General features: G+C 70.2%; 13 protein-coding genes. 5 read left to right on the forward strand and 8 right to left on the reverse strand.

What is annotated here, in order from left to right; all coding sequences use genetic code 11:
- Positions 1-10 precede the first annotated feature (10 nt).
- The 6 genes from ACZ6SA_RS32460 to ACZ6SA_RS32485 form a co-directional block, all read right to left on the reverse strand.
- Positions 11-331: a hypothetical protein gene (locus ACZ6SA_RS32460; protein WP_347621743.1), complete on the reverse strand. Its 321-nt coding sequence runs from the start codon at positions 329-331 to the stop codon at positions 11-13.
- 10 nt (positions 332-341) lie between these two features.
- Positions 342-1,019, reverse strand: a complete 678-nt coding sequence (locus ACZ6SA_RS32465) for a uracil-DNA glycosylase (RefSeq protein WP_465832502.1) — start codon at positions 1,017-1,019, stop codon at positions 342-344.
- A gap of 98 nt (positions 1,020-1,117) precedes the next feature.
- Positions 1,118-2,017 carry a carbohydrate ABC transporter permease gene (locus ACZ6SA_RS32470; RefSeq protein WP_443153949.1) on the reverse strand — a complete coding sequence of 300 codons (900 nt, stop codon included), beginning with the start codon at positions 2,015-2,017 and terminating at the stop codon, positions 1,118-1,120.
- Between the two features lie 59 nt (positions 2,018-2,076).
- Positions 2,077-3,453, reverse strand: a complete 1,377-nt coding sequence (locus ACZ6SA_RS32475; RefSeq protein WP_347643772.1) for an ABC transporter permease subunit — start codon at positions 3,451-3,453, stop codon at positions 2,077-2,079.
- Between the two features lie 12 nt (positions 3,454-3,465).
- Complete coding sequence (locus ACZ6SA_RS32480; RefSeq protein WP_465832504.1) at positions 3,466-4,788, reverse strand: ABC transporter substrate-binding protein; 1,323 nt, start codon at positions 4,786-4,788, stop codon at positions 3,466-3,468.
- Positions 4,789-4,795: 7 nt separating this feature from the next.
- Positions 4,796-6,043, reverse strand: a complete 1,248-nt coding sequence (locus ACZ6SA_RS32485; RefSeq protein WP_347643774.1) for an ABC transporter substrate-binding protein — start codon at positions 6,041-6,043, stop codon at positions 4,796-4,798.
- 129 nt (positions 6,044-6,172) lie between these two features.
- Between ACZ6SA_RS32485 and ACZ6SA_RS32490 the strand changes: the two genes are divergently transcribed.
- Genes ACZ6SA_RS32490 through ACZ6SA_RS32500 form a run of 3 tightly spaced genes read left to right on the forward strand, consistent with a single transcriptional unit; the run spans position 6,173 to position 9,718 of the window.
- Complete coding sequence (locus ACZ6SA_RS32490; RefSeq protein ID WP_347643775.1) at positions 6,173-6,679, forward strand: PadR family transcriptional regulator; 507 nt, start codon at positions 6,173-6,175, stop codon at positions 6,677-6,679.
- Positions 6,676-7,404 carry an ABC transporter ATP-binding protein gene (locus ACZ6SA_RS32495; RefSeq protein ID WP_347643776.1) on the forward strand — a complete coding sequence of 243 codons (729 nt, stop codon included), beginning with the start codon at positions 6,676-6,678 and terminating at the stop codon, positions 7,402-7,404. Before ACZ6SA_RS32490 ends, ACZ6SA_RS32495 begins: the two co-directional genes overlap by 4 nt.
- Before the next feature lie 46 nt (positions 7,405-7,450).
- Positions 7,451-9,718: an ABC transporter permease gene (locus ACZ6SA_RS32500; RefSeq protein ID WP_465832507.1), complete on the forward strand. Its 2,268-nt coding sequence runs from the start codon at positions 7,451-7,453 to the stop codon at positions 9,716-9,718.
- On the opposite strand, the gene treS is transcribed toward ACZ6SA_RS32500, so the two are convergent.
- Positions 9,705-11,441 carry a maltose alpha-D-glucosyltransferase gene (gene treS / locus ACZ6SA_RS32505; RefSeq protein WP_347643778.1) on the reverse strand — a complete coding sequence of 579 codons (1,737 nt, stop codon included), beginning with the start codon at positions 11,439-11,441 and terminating at the stop codon, positions 9,705-9,707. The two genes, ACZ6SA_RS32500 and treS, sit on opposite strands and share 14 nt — an antisense overlap.
- A gap of 261 nt (positions 11,442-11,702) precedes the next feature.
- Positions 11,703-13,337 (reverse strand): asparagine synthetase B family protein, encoded by a 1,635-nt coding sequence (locus ACZ6SA_RS32510; protein ID WP_347643779.1) that lies wholly within the window; start codon positions 13,335-13,337, stop codon positions 11,703-11,705.
- A 104-nt stretch (positions 13,338-13,441) separates the two neighbouring features.
- Here ACZ6SA_RS32510 and ACZ6SA_RS32515 point away from each other — a divergent pair, with 104 nt between their 5' ends.
- Both ACZ6SA_RS32515 and ACZ6SA_RS32520 read left to right on the forward strand, forming a co-directional pair.
- Complete coding sequence (locus tag ACZ6SA_RS32515; RefSeq protein WP_347643780.1) at positions 13,442-15,256, forward strand: hypothetical protein; 1,815 nt, start codon at positions 13,442-13,444, stop codon at positions 15,254-15,256.
- Positions 15,257-15,266: 10 nt separating this feature from the next.
- Positions 15,267-15,890, forward strand: a complete 624-nt coding sequence (locus ACZ6SA_RS32520) for an anticodon-binding protein (protein WP_465832510.1) — start codon at positions 15,267-15,269, stop codon at positions 15,888-15,890.
- Positions 15,891-16,001: the final 111 nt, after the last annotated feature.

Raw genomic sequence — 16,001 nt, forward strand, 5'->3', positions numbered from 1 at the left:
CCGCCGGACGTCACCCGTGGTCGTGCTCTTCTTCCTCTTCCTCGCTCGGCCCCTCGGACGGCTCCACGCCGAGCACGGCCTCGCGCGGCTCGATCTCGGTGATGTGGTCGACGAGCTGCAGCACGTGGTCGGGCTCGATCAGCCACTGCAGCGCGGAGGCGCCGGAGTCGTCGGAGGAGACGAGCTCGGCCTGCTCGGTGCGCTCCTCCTCGGTGAGATCGGCGTCGGGGTGCCGGACCTCGGCCAGCGCCGCCGCCTGCAACGCGTCCACATCGAGCACCTCGACGGTCAGCTCGACCGTGAGACGCAGGAATTTCGGTTCATCACTCATGGCGATGATGTTAGGGGAGCTTCCACTCCACAGGTGCCGCACCTTGCTGAACCAGCGACTCGTTGGCGCGGCTGAACGGCCGCGAGCCGAAGAAACCGCTGCGGGCCGACAGAGGCGAGGGATGGGCGGACTCGACGCGCGGCGCGTCGCCGAGCATCGGCGCCAGGTTGCGCGCGTCGCGGCCCCACAGGATGGCGACCATCGGCTTGTCGCGCGCGACCAGGGCGCGGATGGCCTGCTCGGTGACCTGCTCCCAGCCCTTGCCCCGGTGGGAGGCGGGCTTGCCGGGCATCACGGTCAGCACCCTGTTGAGCAGCAGCACGCCCTGCTCCGCCCACGGCGTGAGGTCGCCGTTGGCCGGCCGGGGCAGGCCGAGGTCGCTCTCCATCTCCTTGTAGATGTTGACCAGGCTGCCCGGCAGCGGCCGGACGTCGGGGGCGACGGAGAACGACAGCCCGACGGGGTGGCCGGGCGTGGGGTAGGGGTCCTGGCCGACGATCAGCACCTTGACGTCGTCGAAAGGCTGGCTGAAAGCACGTAGCACGTGCGCGCCGGCCGGGAGATACTGCCGGCCCTCCGCGATCTCCTTGCGCAGGAACTCGCCCATCTGGGCGATCTGCGCGGCGACGGGCTCAAGCGCCCGCGCCCATCCGGCATCGACGATTTCATGAAGGGGACGACCAGCCATGGGCGTGAAGCTTAGCCATGTCTGGTACGGCTTGCGGGCAAAACACGGTCGCCCGCCGTACCGGAATGATCACATCGGTACGGCGGGCGCCCGCGAGGTCACTTGACCGAGCCGGCCATCATGCCCTGGACGAAGTACCGCTGGAACGCGAAGAACAGCACCAGCGGGATGATCAGCGACAGGAACGCGCCGGACGAGAGGATGTCGACGTTCGACCCGAACTGCCGCATCTGCGACTGCAGATATTTGGTCATCGGCTGGTTCCCGGTGTCGGCGAAGACCAGCGCGATGAGCATGTCGTTCCACACCCACAGGAACTGGAAGATGCCCAGCGAGGCGATGGCGGGCTTGCCCAGCGGGAAGACCACCGACGCGAAGATCTTCCACTCCGACGCGCCGTCCATCCGCGCCGCCTCCAGCAGCGAGCTGGGGATGCCGACGAAGAAGTTGCGGAGCAGGAAGATCGCGAACGGCAGCCCGAACGCCACGTGGAACAGCACCACGCCGGCGATCGAGCCGAACATGTCGGCGGCGCCGTAGAGGGACGCGACGGGGATCAGCGCGATCTGGATCGGTACGATCAGCAGCCCGACGACGACGAGGAACGCGGTGTCACGGCCGCGGAAGTCCATCCACGCGAACGCGTACGCCGCCATCGCCGCGATGCCGATCACCAGGACCGTGGTCGGCACCGTGATCAGCACGGTGTTCCAGAAGGACGCCGTGAAGCCGCTGCCCAGCAGGTTGGCGTAGTTGTCGACGGTCAGCTCGGCCGGCTTGGTGAAGATCGTCCACCAGCCCTCGGCGTTGTTGACCTCCGAGGTCCGCATGGAGACGACGAGCAGGCCCAGCGTCGGCACCAGCCAGAAGAGCCCGAGCAGCACCATCACGACCTGGACCGCCCCGCCGCCGAGACGGTCCGCGAGCCTGCCGGCGAGGCTCCTGCGCGGCGCTCCCGCGTACGTCTCGGCCGGCGCCGTGACCGTCGCCGTGGTCATGTGCCCCTCCCCGTCGGATCCCGAGGCGTCCGGCGTGCCGGGCCTGTCGATGGGCTCGCTCATGTGTCCTCCCTCCTGAACCTGCGGATGTTCATGATCATGAAGGGGAGGACCAGGATGAGCAGGAAGATGGCCAGCGCGCTGCCCAGGCCCTGGTTGTTGCCGCCGCCGAACGACACGCGCCACATCTCCAGCGCGACCACGTTCGCCTGTGGCTGGACCGAGGCCGGCGCGATGATGAAGACCAGGTCGAACACCTTCAGCGTATTGATGATCATTGTCACGAAGACGACGAGCAGCACCGGCGAGAGCAGCGGCACCGTGATCTTGCGGAACACCTGCCACTCGCTCGCTCCGTCGATGCGGGCCGCCTCCAGCGCGTCGCGCGGGATCGCCGCCAGCCCGGCCGCGATCAGCACCATGGCGAAGCCGGCCCACACCCAGACGAACGCGCCGATGATCGCCGGGGTGATGAGCGTCGGGCCGAGCCAGCTCAGCCCGCCGTAGGCGGCCTCGAAGTTCGACGCGGGCAGCCGTACGACGTAGGAGCCGGCGGGCAGCCCCTCGAAGCGGAAGGAGCCGTCGCCGGCCGTGGTCGCGGTCGCGGCGACCTGGCCGTCGCGCACCGCCTCGACGGTCATGCCGGGCAGGCCCTTCTCGGCGGCGTCGACCGCGTTGTTCGTGCCTCCGCCCCCGGGGGTGAAGTCGAACCACACGGTGCCCGAGAGCCCGTCGCCGGCCGCGGGGGCCCTGGCGGGCTGGGCGTCGCCCGGCACCAGTTCCGGCTTGACGCCGACGATCGGCACCAGCACGGGCTGGCCCGCCTGCGCGGGCTGCTTGGTGACGACCGCGCCGTCCTGCTCGGCGACCGGGGACTCGTCGCCCCCGCGCGGGCGGGCCTCCGGGTAGCCCTGCGAGGAGGAGAACGTGTCGTGCACCGTGGTGAGCACGGCGTTGGCCAGGCCCTTGTCGGGGCTCTCCTCGTAGACGAGCCGGAAGATCACGCCGGCCGCCATCAGCGAGACGGCCATCGGCATGAACACGATCAGCTTGAACGCCGTCGCCCACCTGATCCGCTCGGTCAGCACCGCGAAGATCAGGCCGATCGTGGTGACCACGATGGGCGCGACCACCACCCAGATCAGGTTGTTGCGGATGGTGGTGAGGGTGCCGGCGTCGGTGAAGATCGTGGTGTAGTTGCCCAGCCCCACGAATCCGGTGCCCGTCGAGTCGAACAGGCTCCTGAAGATGGAGTAGGCGATCGGATAGATCACCCAGATGCCCAGCAGCAGCGCCGCCGGGAGGAGGAAGGCGATGGCGACCGCCGGGGAGGGGCCGAGGCGTCGCTTGCGTTGGGGGGTTTCAGCCGGTCCGGTGGAGGGCCCGCCCGCGGCGTTCGCGGGCGGGTCCTGCGGGCCGTCCAACCGTTCGGTCACGGCCTTACCTCTTTACTTCCAGGCCTTCTTGGCCTCGGCTTCGAGCGCCTCCTGGGCGCCCTTGACGTCGGACGGGTCGCGCAGGAAGTCCTGCAGCACCTTCCACTCGCCCTTGCCGTCGGTGCCGCCGAACGCGCTCGGCGCCAGGTCGGACATGTCGTAGCGGACGGTGTCGCCGGCCGAGACGATGGTCTGGCCGAGCTGCTTGGTCAGCTCGTCGGGGTAGTTGTCGGGGGAGACGTTCTTGTTGGGCGACAGGTAGCCGGGCAGCTTGGCCCAGACCTCGCCGCCCTCCTTGGAGGCCAGGAACTGCAGCAGGGCCATGGCGCCGGGGGAGTCCTTCATGGCCACCGCGACGTCGCCGCCGAGCACGACCGGGGCGGTGTCACCGACCTTGGGGAACGGGAAGTATTTCGCCTCCTCGCCGACCTTGGCGCCCGACTGGTCGGCCTCGACGGCCACGAAGTCGGCCTCGATGACCATGGCGGCCTTCTTGGTGCCGTAGACCTTGCTCACGCAGGTGGGGAAGTCGGTCTGCATGGTGCCGGAGACGCCGTCGACCAGGAACTCCTGCTTGCTCACGATCTGCTGGATCTTCTCCAGCGCGGTGGCCACGGTGGGGTCGGTCCACGGGATCTCGTGCTTGGAGAGCTTGTCGTAGTTATCCGGGCCCGCGGTGGAGAGGTAGACGTTCTCGAACAGGTCGGTCAGCGTCCAGCCGGAGGCGCCGCAGAAGGAGAACGGCGGCGTGCCGGAGTCGGCGACGGTCTGCGCGGCCTTGACCAGCTCGTCCCAGTTGGTCGGCGCCTGTACGCCCGCGTCGTCGAACGCCTGCGACCGATACCAGACCAGCGACTTGTGCGCCGCCTTGATCAGCACGCCGTAGACCTTGTCGTCGGCGGAGCCGAGCTCCTTCCAGTAGGGGGTGTAGTTGGTGTCGATCTCCTTGATGACGGCGTCGTTCAGCGGCTTGAGCGCGTCCTGTTCGGCGTACTGCTGGACCAGGCCGGGCTGCGGCAGGATCGCCACGTCGGGCGGGTTGCCGCCCTGGATGCGGGGGCCGAGGTAGGCGCCGGTGTCCTCGCCGGTGGAGGCGTAGGTGACCTTGGCCCCCGTCTTGTCGGTGAAGGCCTTGAGCACCTGCTCGAAGTTCTTCTGCTCGGCCCCGGTCCACTTGGCCGCGACCTCGAGCGTCACGCCTTCGAGCGTCTTGTCGCCGCCGGTGGCCGGTGCCGACCCCGAGGCGGTGGGCTCCGTCGTCGTCGGCGCGTTGCCGCAGGCGGCGACCGCTACCGCGAGCCCGGCCAGGATCGCTGCTGCTCTGCTTCTTCGCATGGCTGCCTCACTGGGTTCTGATGATCTCTTCGAGTTCGGACTTCATGGAGGCCGCGACGTCGTCGGCGGACTCGGTGGCAGGGTTGGTGAGGGCCTTGGCGACCGAACTGGCGATCACCAGGCTCAGCTGGTTGTAGTTGGCGCTGACCGGCCGTGGCTTGGCGGCGAGGATGCTCTCCTTGAGCACCGGCAGGTAGGGGAAGCGCTTGATCAGGGCAGGGTCGTCGTAGAGCTCGGTCCACACGGGCGGGAACGAGCCCTCGGTGAGCACCCGGCGTTCGTTCTCCAGGCTCGTGAAATAGCGGATGAACTCCTGCGCGGTGTGCTGGTGCTTGGAGAAGGCGCTGACGGCCAGGTTGGCGCCGCCCAGCGCGCTCGACCCCGGCCCGTCGAGCCCGGGCAGCCTGGTCACCGCGACCTTGTCGCCCAGCTCGGCCTTCGCGGGGCCGTACGCGTGGGGCCAGTTGCGGGCGAAGGCCAGCCTGCCCTCCTGGAAGGCCAGGCGCGACTCCTCCTCCTTGTAGCTCAGCGACTCTTCGGGGATCCAGCCCTCGCGCAGCCCCTGGAGCAGGAAGCCCAGGGCGGTCCCGCCCTGGGCGGGGTCGAGGGTCACCTCTTTGCCGTCGCGGCTGACGATCTGGCCGCCGGCTGATTGCACGGCCTCGCTGAAGTTGACCGTGAGCCCTTCGTACGCCAGGAACTGCCCCGCATACCCATCTATGTCATGCTTTTTCGTGATCTTTCGTGCTTGATCGCGAAGCTCGGCCCACGTCCTCGGCGGCTTGTCGACCAGGTCGGTCCGGTAGTAGAGCAGCCCCGCGTTGCTCGTGTAGGGGACCGCCCAGAGCTTGCCCTTGTAGACAGCCGTCTCCACGACCGGCGGCAGGAACCTGTCGAGCGGGAACAACCCGCGCTCCAGGGGGATGATCCAGCCGTTCTCCGCGAATTCGGCGGTCCACACCACGTCGAGCCCGAGCACGTCGTATCGGCTGCTCTGGGCCTGGAGGTTGGCCACCATCTGGGCGCGCTGCTCGTCGGCGGCCTCGGGCAGCTCCAGCAGCGTCACCTTCTCGGCCGGATGGGCCTGGTTCCAGCGGTCCAGCAGGGGCTGCAGGTATGTCGTGGTGTCGCGTCCGGTGGCGAACGTGATGGGCCCGGTGCCGCCCGTCCCCGTCGCGCCGCCGCCCTCGTCGCCCGCCGCCGCGCATCCGGCCGCGAGAGCCACGGCCAGCAGGAGCACGAGCGGGCGGAGCACTGTTTCCTCCGGGTGTTCAGAGGGTTTACATACGTGTTAGGTAGATGCATTCATGTTATGCACAGCGGTAATCTGTAGGTCAACGGATATCTTCGTAACGCATGCGTAACACAGCGGGGAGGTGGGGCGGTGCGGCTTCACCTGCTGGCGCTCCTGGCCAAAGAGCCGGCTCACGGCTACGAGCTCAAACAAGCTCTCGAGCAGACCTTCGGCGGCGCCTACCCCTCCCCCAACATCGGCCAGATATACGTGACGCTCGGCAGGCTGGAGAAGGACGGCCTGGTCAGGGCGGTGGATGTCGAGCAGTCCAACCGGCCCAACAAGAAGGTCTACTACCTGACGGCCAAGGGCCGCGAGCACCTCACCACCTGGGTCGACGAGCCCACCGAGGGTCCGAGGGTGCGCGACGAGTTCTTCATGAAGCTCGTCCTCGCCCCGCTGACGGGCATCGCCGACCGCATGGCGCTGATCAACAGGCAGCGCCGCCACTACCTGTCGCTGATGCGTGACCTCAACGACCTCCTCGACCGCACGTCCCCGTCCGACCGGGTGGCGATGCTGCTCATCGAGGGCGCCATGCTCCACCTCCAGGCGGATCTTGACTGGCTCGAACGTTGCCAGGAGGATCTGGCATGAGCGCCGTGCTGAAAACGGTCAATCTGGTCAAAATCTACCAGGATGGTGCCATCCCCGTGCCCGCCGTGCGCGGGGTGGATCTGCAGGTCGAGCCGGGCGAGTTCGTCGCGATCATGGGTCCGTCCGGCTCGGGCAAGTCCACGCTCGTCCACATGCTGGGCGGGCTCGACGCCAGGACCAGCGGCGAGATCTGGCTCGACGGCAAGCGCGTCGACACCCTCTCCGAGAGCGCGTGGGCGCTGTTGCGGCGCAAGAAGGTCGGTTTCGTCTTCCAGTTCTTCAACCTCGTCGCCAACATGACCGTCGGCGACAACGTCGAGCTGCCCGCCCTGCTGGCCGGCGTCTCACCCAAGGTGGCCCGCGAGCGCAGGGAGAGCCTGCTCGGCGCGCTCGATCTGACCGACAGGGCCGACGCCGCGCCGGCCCAGCTCTCCGGCGGCGAGCAGCAGCGGGTGGCGCTGGCCAGGGCGCTGGCCAACCAGCCCACCCTGCTGCTGGCCGACGAGCCCACGGGCAACCTCGACAGCCGCAACACGCGTGACGTGCTCCGCCTGCTCGGCAAGGTGCACAAGGAGGGCCAGAGCATCGTCATGGTCACCCACGACGCCCGCGTGGCCGCCCTGGCCGACCGGGTGGTCTCGCTGTTCGACGGGGAGATCGTCGACGACGGCCGCATCGCCCGCAGGCGCACGGGCACCGCCGGCGAAGTGATCGACCTCCGGTGAGCGACGGGTGAGCGACCGATGAGCACGGAGGAGCGGTGAGCGACCGATGAGCACCGCGCTGGCGGGCAGCCGGTGGATCAAGGCCGACCTGCGGGCCAGGAAGGGCCAGGCGGTGCTGACGGTGCTGGCCGTGGCGGGCATCGTGGCCGCGCTGATCACCGCGGTGGCCCTGCTGGAGGACGGCACCAACCCGTGGCGGAGCCTGTCGGCCCAGACCGACGGCGCCCATGTGTGGTTCTACACCGGTGACAGCCCAGAGGTCGCTCTTGGGGGCATCGACGGCGTGACGCAGATCGCGGGCCCGTACCGCTCGGCGCCCGTGACCGTGGGCCAGGACGGCAGGCGGGAGCCCGCGGCGCTGCGCGCGATGCCGGCCCGGCCGGCGGGGGTGGCGCACCCGCTGGTGGCGGAGGGCGACTGGCTGGACCCCGCCCAGCCGGACGGCGTGGTCGTCGAGCGGTCCTTCGCGTCGTCGCTGCGGCTGGAGGCCGGCGCGCCCTTCACGATCATCGCGCTCAGCGGCGAGCGCCACACCCTGTACGTACGCGGCATCGCCGACACCGCCGAGCACGGCTTCTACCCCGAGTGGACGCCGGGCCTGGCCTACGTGCTGCCCGGGACGCTCGACCGGATCGAGCCCATGATGGGCCGTAGCGAGTGGGTGACCGGGCTGCGCCTGGCCGATCCCGACGCCGCGCAGGTCGTCTCCCAGCGCGTGGTCGTCATGCTGGAGGACCAGCTCCAGCGCGTCTACACCTGGCGCGAGGTCAGGGGCGCCATGGAGCTGGACAACCGGCTGCTCGGCACGCTGCTGGCGTTGTTCGGGGTGGTCGGGCTGGTGGCGGCCGCGCTCGCGCTGGCCAACGCGGCCGGCGGCCGGGTGCTCGGCCAGTTGCGTGACCTGGCCACGCTCAAGTCGATGGGTTTCACCAGAGGCCAGATCACGCTGCTGCTGGTGGCCGAGCACGGCGCGCTCGGCCTGCTCGGGGTCGCGCTCGGCGCGCTGGCGGGCTGGGGGGTGATGGCGGCGGTGCTCGGCCCGACCTCCGTGGCGCCGGTGCCGGTGCTGGCCATCGTCGCGGGCACTGCGCTGGTGGTGCTGGCCGCGGTGGGGTTGCCCGCGTGGCGCGGCGGCCGCACTCCGCCGATCCCCGCGGCGCCCGCCTCGCCGCCGCGCGGCCACCTGTCCAGGCTGGCCAGGCTCGCCCTCCTCGTACGCCTCCCGCCCGCCCTCGTCCTCGGCACCAGGGACGCCTTCACGAGGCGGGTGCCGGCGTTCCTGACGGCGTTCGGGCTGGCCGTGCCGATGATGATGATCACGATCGGCCTCGGCGTGTGGGCCACGCTCGACAACTTCCTCAGCCATCCCGAGCAGGTCGGCCAGCACGCCGGCCTGTACGTCAGGCCGGGCAAGCTGGAGGCGTCGGAGGCGGGGCGCATCGCCGGGCGCGACAAGGACGTGGCCGCGGTCTATCCGGGCACCGACGTGAACGCCCTGGCGCCGGGGGAGGCCCGCTCGGTGCGGGTGCGGGCCGTCGGCAGTTCCACGGACCCCTACCCGTACCCCGTGGTCGAGGGCCGCGGATATGCCCGTCAGGGCGAGGCCGTCGCCGGGCAGGGTCTGCTCGACCTGCTCGGGATCAAGATCGGCGACCGGGTGCGGCTGACGGTGGGCGGCTCGCCGCTGATCGTCAGGATCGTCGGCAGGACCGTCGAGCCCGACCAGGACGGCGTGGTGCTCTCGGTGGGGCTGGACAGCCTGGCCGCGAAAGACTCCGTGCCGCCGGAATACTACGCGCTCGCGCTCAGGCCGGGCGCCGACCGGGCGGAGGTGCGCGGCCGGCTGCTGGCCGAGTCGGCCGAGGGCCTGGACGTGCAGGCCGCGGTCAACCCCGCGGACCGCCTGTCGATCATCAGGGTCGTGATCGTGGCGCTGATCGCCGTGCTGGCCCTGATCGGCCTGGCCAACCTGCTCACCGCGAGCGCGCTCGGCCTGCGTGACCACGCCTTCGACCTGGCCGTGCTGAAGGCCATGGGCCTGACGCCCCGGCAGGTCATGGCCACGCTCGTGACCGGCACCGGGCTGCTGGTCGTGCTCGGCGTCGGCGCGGGCGCAGCCGCCGGCGCCTCCGTCGTCACGGGACTGATCGACCTGCAGGGTCACACCAGTGGCGTGGGCGCCGGCATCGGCCGGCCGCCCTCGCCGCTGACGCTGGCCGTCGCCGTGGTGATCGCCGTGGGCACGGCCCTCGCGGTCGCGCTGATCCCGGCCCGCCGCGCGGCCCGCGCCCAGGTGCCCGTCACCGCGCGCTGACGGGTCCGCTCACCGCGCCCGGCCGCGCGGTCTCCTCCCGCTTCAGCGCGAACCAGTAGAACCCGTGCCCCGGCAGCGTCAGCAGGTAGGGCAGCTCGCCGATCGGCGGGAACCGCACCCCGCCGCGCGCCTCGACGGGGACCATGCCCTCGAAACGGCGCAGGTCGAGCTCGACCGGCTGCGGGAACTTCGACAGGTTGTTGACGCACAACATCGCGTCGTCGCGGTCCTCGCGCACGTAGGTGAGCACCGAGGGGTTCGACGACCACATCTCGGTGTACGCCCCGACGCCGAACACCGGGTGCCTGCGCCGGATCTCCAGCATCTTGCGGGTGAAGTGCAGCAGTGAGCCCTCATGGCGCTGCTGGGCCTCCACGTTGACCGCCTGGAAGCCGTAGATCGGGTCCATGACCGCGGGCAGGTAGAGGCGTCCGGGGTCGGCGTTGGAGAACCCGGCGTTGCGGTCGGGGCTCCACTGCATCGGTGTGCGGACCGAGTCGCGGTCCTCCAGCCAGATGTTGTCGCCCATGCCGATCTCGTCACCGTAGTAGATGACCGGCGAGCCCGGCAGGCTCAGCAGCAGCGCCGTGAACAGCTCGATCCGGTCCCTGTCGTTGTCGAGCAGCGGGGCGAGCCGGCGCCGGATGCCGAGGTAGGCCCGCATGCGCGGGTCCTTGGCATATTCGCTGTGCATGTAGTCGCGTTCTTCCTCGGTCACCGTCTCGAGCGTGAGCTCGTCGTGGTTGCGCAGGAAGATGCCCCACTGGGCCGAATCGGGGAGCTTCGGGGTGCGCGACATGATCTCGGAGATCGGCTCGCGGGTCTCCTTCTTCACCGCCATGTAGATGCGCGGCATCAGCGGGAAGTGGAAGGCCATGTGGCACTCGTCGCCGCCCGTGGTGGGGTCGCCGAAGTATTCCACGACGTCCTCGGGCCAGCCGTTGGCCTCGGCCAGCAGCACCCGGTCGGGGTAGAGCCGGTCGACCTCGGCGCGGATCTTCTTCAGGTAGGCGTGCGTCTCCGGCAGCCCGGCGCAGGCCGTGCCCTCGCGCTCGAACAGGTAGGGGACCGCGTCCAGACGGAACCCGTCGATGCCCAGGTCGAGCCAGAAGCGCAGCACCTCCAGCATCGCCTCCTGCACGGCAGGATTGTCATAGTTCAGGTCCGGCTGGTGGTGGAAGAACCTGTGCCAGTAGTACTGCTTGCGCACCGGGTCGTAGGTCCAGTTGGACTCCTCGGCGCCGATGAAGATGATCGGCGCGTCCGGATAGGCGCCGGGGTGGTCGGACCACACGTAGAAGTCGCCGTACGGCCCTTCGGGGTCGTGCCGGGACGCCTGGAACCAGGGGTGCCGATCGCTGGTGTGGTTCATCACGAGGTCGGTGATGATGCGCAGGCCGCGCTCGTGCGCCCGCTCGATCAGCTGGACGAAATCGCCCAGATCCCCAAAGTCCGGCAGGATCTTCATATAGTCCGAAATATCGTAACCGCCGTCGCGCAGCGGCGACTCGTACAGCGGCAGCAGCCACAGGCAGTCCACACCGAGCCACTCGAGATAGCCCAGCTTCTCGATGAGACCGCGCAGGTCGCCGGTGCCGTCGCCGTTGGAGTCCTTGAACCCCCGGACGAGGATCTCGTAGAACACCGCCCGCTTGTACCAGGCTGGATCTTCCGAGACGAACGCCTCGGAGATCGGCTCCGGTGTTGGGGATGCGTTGATCATATGTCGCTCACAGGAAGAGATGTGGGCAGGACGAAGTCACCGGTTACCCCGGCGTTCTTATCTGGTGACCGCGCCGCCTGGAGTCGTCATCCCTGCGAACCCCATGCCCATGAACGAGACCGGATTTGTGATCTGGTGCCCGTTTGTGCGGCGCTTACGGGCCGAACACTACCAGCCCGTTGGCTTTCCGGAACCCGCTTCTGCTGTGCCGGGTTGATACCCGAGAGATCGGTATGTAATCACCCTGTTACCCAGAGTTCACTAAAAAGGTGGAGCGACGTCCGAGAGGTCGTTCTCGAAGTCGCTCAGCCAGAGCCCGAACAGCACCAAACCGCGCACCCAGAAACGATCGTTCCACCCGTTGAACCTGGTCAGCGCGTCAGGGCCGCCCGCGATCACCTCGTGCAGCTCATCCGACAGCAGGCTCGGGACCCGGCTCACGAGGGTCTCCAGCATCCGGTGCGAATAATTTCGGGCAGGAACGGCCGTCGACCGCAGCGGCACCCGCCGCAGCGGCTGCTTGACGACGTTGGTCGACGGCAGCGCGGCGACCCGCGGGTTGGCGGCGTGCAGCACCTCGCGGTAGAAGCGCCCCTTGTCCTTACGGGCCACGCCGACCGACAGCGCCGCGTCGAAGAAGCCCGGATGGATGAACGGCGCCGCGAACGACGCCTCGGGGCCCACCAGGTTGACCACCGAGCGCGCGATGCCCCGCACGGTCCTGGTGTGCAGCACCGACAGCGGCAGCTCGGCCCGGTGCCCGTGGAGCATGGACGTGGCCGCCAGGAACTGCTCGCGGACGGTCTCCTCCATCCACTCCGCCGCCGCCTTGGACAGGAACGGCTGCGACGGCGCGCCCAGCGACAGCGACCGCAGCACGGCGGCCGAGCGCTCGGCCTGGGTCCTGGCCTCCAGGGCCGCCCCGCTGACCATGAAGTTCTTCAGCAGCGGCCCGCCCGCCAGCCCGTCGATCAGCATGCGGCCGGAGCCGTGCACCTCCTTGGCGAAGGGGGCGTACCAGGCATGGTGGGGCGTCAGGTATTCGAGCCTGCGGGCCACGTCGACCGCGTCGGCGGGATAGTCGGCGGCGTCCTGGATGATCACACGGTGCGGGATGCCCAGCTCCCTGGTGATCGACTGGGCGAACGCGATGTCGGTGTCGGTGCCGTCGTCGGGGCTGGTGGTCCACGACTCGACGTCGGCACCGCGAGCCTTGGCCACGCTCGCCAGCAGGCGCGAGTCGTAGCCGCCGCTGACCGGCACGAGCAGCTTGCGCCCTTCGTAGCCGGCGTACACGTCGTGCAGCAGCTCCACGATCTCGTGCGGGCTGATCCACGCCTCGTAGGGCTCGGTACGCAGCCAGCGCGGCAGCCTGCGCTCGGTCATCGGCCTGTCGTGCTCGAACACCAGCGCGCTCGACCCCGGCAGGCGCTTGACCTCGGTGTACGGGGTCGCCTCGCCCATCGGGAACGTCGCCTGGATGATCGAGGCCCACGCCGCCCAGTCGATCTCGATCGGCACCAGGCTGAGCAGCGGCTGGATCAGCGACGAGAAGTAGACCGCGTCGCCGTGGCGCACGTAGTAGACGTCGACCAGCCCCAGCGCCCCCGTATGGAGGGTCACCCGGCGGCCGTCGCCGATCAGGCCGGGGGTCTCGTACGTCTCCGCGACCGCCATCCAGTCGTCCGGCCCGGCGGGCTTGCGCTCGCCCCAGGAGAACGCGAACCCCCCGCCCGCGCGATGGTAGGGCGGCAGCGGCGTGGAGCTGAACAGTGCGGCCTCGGGCGTCTGGAGCGCCGGCCGGACCTTCGGGCCCGCGGCGGTCAGCTTGCCGAGCATGGCGGTGTCGATCCGGCCGAGAGCGCCGCATACGTAGGGCCGCACGTTGAACTGCACCGGATCTCATCCCTTCGAGACGCTTGCTGCAAAAGAGTATCCTTTGCCGGGCCGAGAGAGCGGAGGGCCGGTTGTCTACTGAGCTGGAAAGCACGCGGAGGGCGTTGCGTGATGCCGTGGCGCAGGCCGAGCGCGCCGCCGAGCTGGCGAGGCTGCTGGACGCCGCCCAGGCCAAGCTGGCGGCGGCGGAGCAGAGCGCCGAGGAGGCCAGGGCGCTGGCCGAGCAGCTGGGCGAGGCCGAGGAACGGCTGGAGATCGAGCGGGCGGCGGCCGACAAGCTCCGCAAGGAGCTGGCCGAGCAGCGCTTCCAGGCCGAGGTGGCCAACTGGAAACTCTCCTCGATCAAGGTCGCGCGATGGAACCGGCTCGGCGACGCCATCAAGAGCGGCAGGAACAACCCCATGCGGCTGGCCAAAGGGCTGAGGGGCGCCGCCAAGCCGGTCAAGCGGCCGTCCGCGCCCAAGCGCAAGCCCGTCGCCGGCGCGGGCAAGGCCAAGGACGAGCGCCCTGGAGCGGCGTTCCAGGCCACCAGCACCACCAGGACGCTCGGCGGCGCCTCGTTCAAGCTCAAGCCGTTCCGGGTGCCGACCGGCCCCAACACGCGACCCCACCTCACGGCGGCGGTGATCGCCGACCCGCACGCCGAGGCGCTGCTGCGCTACGAGTGGCGGCAGACGACCGGCTTCACGCCGCGCGACTTCGCCAGGGTGCTCCCGCTGGAGGTGCCCCACCTGCTCGTGGTCGAGTCCGTCACGCAGGGCCCGTGGGCCGAGGAGATCACCGGCGAGCCCGGAGAGGGCCTCAAGGCGCTGCTGGCCTGGTGCGCCGAGCGCGGCATCCGCACGGTCTTCTGGCACACCGGGGGAGACGTGGCCGCCTACGCCGCGGCGGCCGAGCTGTTCGAGCACCGCTTCACGACCGACCTGACCGTGGCGTGGCCGCGGCTGCAGTTCGGGGTGCAGCCCCGGGTGCACAACCCGCTGCCGCTGGCGGGCGGGCGCATCGACCGGGTGCTCACGCTCGACCAGCTCCTGCCCGGCCACCTGGCCTACCCCGACGTGCTGACCTCCTACCGCTGGCCGGCCGCGGCCGACTGCCCGTCGGGCACGCCCCAGTGGCGGCTGGCCGAGATCGCCGCCTGCGGCACGGCCATCGGCACCGAACCCGACGCGCGGCGGGCGCACGTGGCGCTGCGCAGGGCGTACCAGATGGGCACGATGACCGAGCGGATCGACGAGATGCTCGACGCGATCGGCCTGCCCAGCGCCCGCGCCACGCTCAACACCTCCGTCCTTCTGCCCATCCTCGACCCCTTCCTGATGGAGCACGCGCTGGCGCAGGTCGCCAAGCAGTCGGGCGTCGACCAGCTCATCGTCATCGGCCCGCCGGAGGCCGAGCTGCGGGCCCGCGACGTGCTGCCCGACGTGGACGTGATCTACCGCAGGCCGCAGCCGTCGATGACCGGGGGCGCGATGCTCAACGCCGGCATCGACCTGTGCGAGGCCGACCTGGTGGCGGTCATGGACCCGCGCGACGTCTACGGCGCCCACTACCTGTCCGACCTGCGGCGGGCGTTCCTGTTCAGCACCGCCGACATCGTCGGCAAGGCCGCCTACTACGCCCACCTGCGCAAGCCGCAGGCCACGCTGCTCAAGCAGCCGGACGCCGAATACTCCTACCTTCCCGAGATCGCCGGCGCGACCCTGCTCGCGCGCAGGAACACGCTGCGCGAGCTGCGTTTCGCCGACCTCACCGACGGGTGGGACGAGGTGCTGATGCGGCAGTGCCGCACCGACGGGATCAAGGTGTTCTCGGCCGACCGGTTCGGTTACGTGCGCGTGCGCGACGAGGACCGCTGGCTGCTGGGCGCCGCCCTCCTGGTCGAGTACGGCTCCGCCGAGCCGCACGCCCTCATCTGAGGCCGTCGCCATGACGCCCGGCGAGCTGGCCGAGGTGCTGGGGGAGCCGCCGGCGCCCGAGGGGACGTGGGAGCGGGAGGCCGCGTACGTCTCGGCGGCCGCGCTGCGGCGGCGCGTACCGCCCGCGGCGCTCGCCGCCCGGGTGCGCGAGGTCGGCGGGGTGTCCCGCGTGGACGTGCGCGAGGACGGGTTCCTGCGGATCGTCGTGAGCGTGCCGGGCGAGCTGGTCGAGGCTGTGGAGCCGCTGGACATCCCCGATCCCGGGTGGCCCGACTTCCCGCGCACCTGGGACAACCCCGGTTTCGTGGTGCGCTACGGCCACGCGCGGACCTGCGCCGTCCGGCGGTGGGCCCGCGAGCTGGGGGTGCCGTCCGGCGCCTACCCCGCCGGGCTGCCGGCCGACCCGTACGATCGGAGGGTGCTGCGGGTGCTGGCCGAGCTGCCGGGGCGGCTGGCGAGCAGGGATCCGCGGTGGGAGGCGTACCTCGTGCGGCTGGCGCTGGCCTATCACGACGCGCACGAGCGCGCGCCCGCCGTGCCGGTGGGGGACGCCCCGGCGGAGCCGGTGCACACGGCGCGGGTGCGGCTGGCGGAGGCGGTCGGCAGGGTGCTCGTCGGGCCCGATCGGTTGTGATGGCTCACAAAATATCCGGCCAAACGGCGAAATGGCGTAAAAATATCCCTTCTAGGGCGTGATCGCGTCTCGATCCGTGGTCACGAGTCCTGGGAGGGGTGGCGGTTCCGA

The sequence above is a fragment of the Nonomuraea sp. NPDC049378 genome, assembly GCF_055586745.1.